The sequence below is a fragment of the Catellatospora sp. NPDC049609 genome (assembly GCF_040675365.1).
In the GTDB taxonomy this organism is placed as follows: Bacteria; Actinomycetota; Actinomycetes; order Mycobacteriales; family Micromonosporaceae; genus Catellatospora.
This window is the reverse complement of the sequence record NZ_JBFAOU010000364.1, coordinates 1-3,411: the sequence shown is the minus strand read 5'-3', so window position 1 is coordinate 3,411 and position 3,411 is coordinate 1. Positions and strand designations below refer to the sequence as shown.

Annotated in this window: 1 protein-coding gene; it reads left to right on the top strand. The window is 69.5% G+C overall.

Annotated features, from left to right (window positions below; all coding sequences use genetic code 11):
- Positions 1-548 precede the first annotated feature (548 nt).
- A complete protein-coding gene (locus tag AB0J67_RS40030) occupies positions 549-3,335 on the top strand; it encodes an immune inhibitor A domain-containing protein (protein ID WP_363490872.1) in 2,787 nt (928 codons plus the stop codon).
- The last annotated feature ends 76 nt before the right edge of the window (positions 3,336-3,411 follow it).

Sequence of the window (3,411 nt, the reverse complement as noted above, 5' to 3'; positions counted from 1 at the left end):
GGCCGGTGTGACACCGGCCGCCGCCCCTTTCCACGCCACGGGCACGCGGTCCCCCGTAACGGCGCAAGGCCGTCGCCGGCCCGCTCCGCCACGCACGTGCGCCATGTCGCCGCGCTGGCTCTGCGGTAGAAGCTAGAAGGCGGCGCGGCTTTAGCCAAGATCCACGACGCCGGTTGCAGATATCTGCAATGTGCCGGCGGCGGGCGAGGGCGGCCCGCCGCGCGTGACGACTCCGGCGCCCGCCGCGGGGATGGCCCTGGCCTGCGCGCCTTCGTCCGTTCGTATGACCCTTTGCCGGGTAACCGCGACTGCTGCGTGGCACTGGCCCACCCCCGTAGGGCCCACCGATTCCTCCCATGTCCGGGCCATGCCTAAACAATCACTTCATTTGCGATTGTGAAGTGCTTGCTTCACGTGAGCCAACTCCTCCGACAGCCGCGTGAAGCCGCACCGGCATGGGAGGGCAGGCTCCCATGCCTCCGTCTTCACCTGCTTTCACCGTTGCGGCGCCCCCTGCCCGCAATGGACACCCCGAGGAGTGGAGTGACATGAAGCACGCCATCCATGCGCGGAGAAAGCGTCGGCTACTCGCCGGCCTTCCCGTGCTGGCGCTGGCCGCGGCCGGGCTGTACGGCCCGGGAACGGCCAACGCCGTGGCCGCGCCGACCGCGACCATCAGCCCCAGCGAGTTCTACATCAACTACGCCGAGCCCGCGGTCCAGCCGGACACCCACGGCAAAGAGGTCAAGGGCAAGGGCGGCCTCTACGGCAGCCCGGCCGAGCAGGCGCACGCGTTCGACCGCAAGCACGCCCGGGGCAACCCGCTGACGGCCACCCAGCTCGCCAAGCTGGAGCACAAGTCGATCAAGACGGGCAAGAACCCGCGGCAGCTGAAGAAGGCACCCACGACCCAGGTCGCCCGGCTGCTGACGATGCTGGTCCAGTACAACACCTCGGCCAACGACGACTTCACCGACGTCATGGTGCCCGAGACCGTCAACGAGTCGCGCAAGTGCGTGCCCGGCACCGTCCAGAACGGCCCCACCAACAACACGATCCCGAACCCGGCGACGCTGGGCCACGCGGACAACAACTCGATGTGGGTCGCGGACTTCAACCAGGAGCACTTCAACAAGCTGCTCTACAGCGCGGAGGGCATCACCGAGCGCGTCCGCCCGGACCTCACCGGCCCGGACGGCAAGCCCGGCATCGACATCTCCGGCCTGACGATGCGCAACATGTACCTGGAGATGTCGAAGGGCGCCTACACCGTCGAGGGCCAGGCGACCCCGTGGATCACCCTGCCGCACTCCGAGGGCTGGTACGCCGCGAGCGTGTGCTCTGAGACCTCTCCCGGCGTGTGGGAGGCTCCGGAGCCGCAGAACATGAACGGCCACCCGGACAACGAGCGCGGCGCCCAGCAGATGGCCGTGGACGCGGTCAACGCGCTCGCCGCGACCGACCCGGACTTCCCGTGGGCCGACTACGACATCGAGGACCAGGGCGACCGCGACGGCGACGGCAACTTCTACGAGCCGGACGGCGTGATCGACCACCTGGTGCTGGTGCACGCCGGTGAGGACAAGTCCGGCGGCGGCGGCGCGGAGGGCACGTACGCCATCTGGGCGCACTCCTCGGCGGTCACCGGCGGTCACCTCATCCCGGGCACCGACCTGAAGATCTCGAACTACATCGTGCAGCCGGAGGACTCCGGCGTGGGCGTGTTCGCCCACGAGTACGGCCACGACCTCGGTCTGCCGGACCTGTACGACACCGGCAGCGGCGGCGAGTCCGCCGTCGACTTCTGGGACCTGATGTCCTCGGGCTCGCACTCGGGCCCGGTCTTCCAGTCGATGCCGACCCACATGGGCCTGTGGGACAAGTGGGTGCTCGGCTGGGCCGACCCGCTGGTGATGAGCCCCGGTGCCGACGCGCGCGACGTGCAGCTGGGCCAGACCTCGCGCACGCCGCGGGGTACCAAGGACGGCATCAAGATCGACCTGCCGGCCAAGACCATCACCCTGGCGGCCCCGCACAGCGGCGGCAACATGTGGTACACCGGCGCCGACCAGGACTGGGGCGACATCAAGATCGCTCGTGAGGTCGCCGTGCCGAACGCGGCCGACGCGAAGTTCTGGATGTGGAACAACTACGTCATCGAGGAAGACTGGGACTACGGCTTCGTCGAGGTCTCGACCGACAACGGCGCCACCTGGACCGACCTCAAGATCTACGACGCGGCCGGCAACCTGGTCAGCACCGACGACGGCTACGCCGACCCGAACAAGAACATGGCCCAGTTCGACAACCGCTACGGCCTCACCGGTGACAGCCACGGCTGGCGCCACGACTACGTCGACCTGAGCGCGTACGCGGGCCAGACGGTGCAGCTGCGGCTGCGCCAGGCCACCGACGCCGCGTTCCAGGAGCGCGGCTGGTTCGCCGACGACTTCTCGGTCACCGGCGGCGGCGCCACCACCTGGAGCGACGACGTCGAGAGCGGCGCCAACGGCTGGACCGCGACCGGCGGCACCTGGGTCGACACCACCGGCCCCGGCTGGCGGATCGACTCCGGCACCTCGGTGCGGGCGCACTACTATCTGGCCGAGTGGCGCAACTTCGACGGCTTCGACAACGGCCTGAAGTACGCGTACGACACCTCGTACCTGCGCGAGGGCGCCTGGAAGGTCGAGAAGGTCAAGTACAACGCGCCCGGCATGCTGGTGTGGTACCGCGACACCACGTTCGGCAACACCAACCACGTCGCCAACGCGGCTAACCAGACCGCGCTGCCGAGCCTCGGCGCCAAGGGCGGCCTGCTGATCGTGGACTCGCACTTCGACCCGCTGCGCCGCACCGGCACGGCGGCCGCGAAGGACCCGAGCACTCTGAAGAACCTGCCGGGCCGCCCGCAGTCGTCGAACGCCGCGTTCACGCTGCAGCCGACCTACCCGTTCCGGGAGTGCCTGGAGGCGACGAACGAGTTCTTCAGCGAGCACTGCACGGACTTCGGTCCGCTGCCGGCGGTGTCCACCTTCACCGACAGCAAGGGCTGGGTGCCGGGTATCGAGTTCCGCAACGGCGGCCTGTACTACCGGCACCGGGACGCCTCCGTGGTCATCCCGTCGCTGGGCAACGCGCCGTACACCACCCGGGTCGTCAACCCCGACGGGTCCCCGGCGACCGGCCTCTACGGCATGAACCTCGGATACACCATCCTGGGCACCGGCAACCCCGGTGACGCGGGCGTCGCCTACGGCGTCAGCATCACCATCGTCCGGGCCGCCAAGGACAACTCGTACGCCACCGTGCACGTCACGGCGGCCAACGGCTGATCCACGGCAGCACCGGGAAGGGGGGGGGCGCCCCCCGCGGGGGCGCGGCGCGCGCCCACCACGCCCCGCGACAGCC

What these genes read in the sequence shown, in the direction of transcription:
- AB0J67_RS40030 (WP_363490872.1), top strand. Translation starts at nt 549, where the DNA reads ATGAAGCACGCCATCCATGCGCGGAGAAAGCGTCGGCTACTCGCCGGC.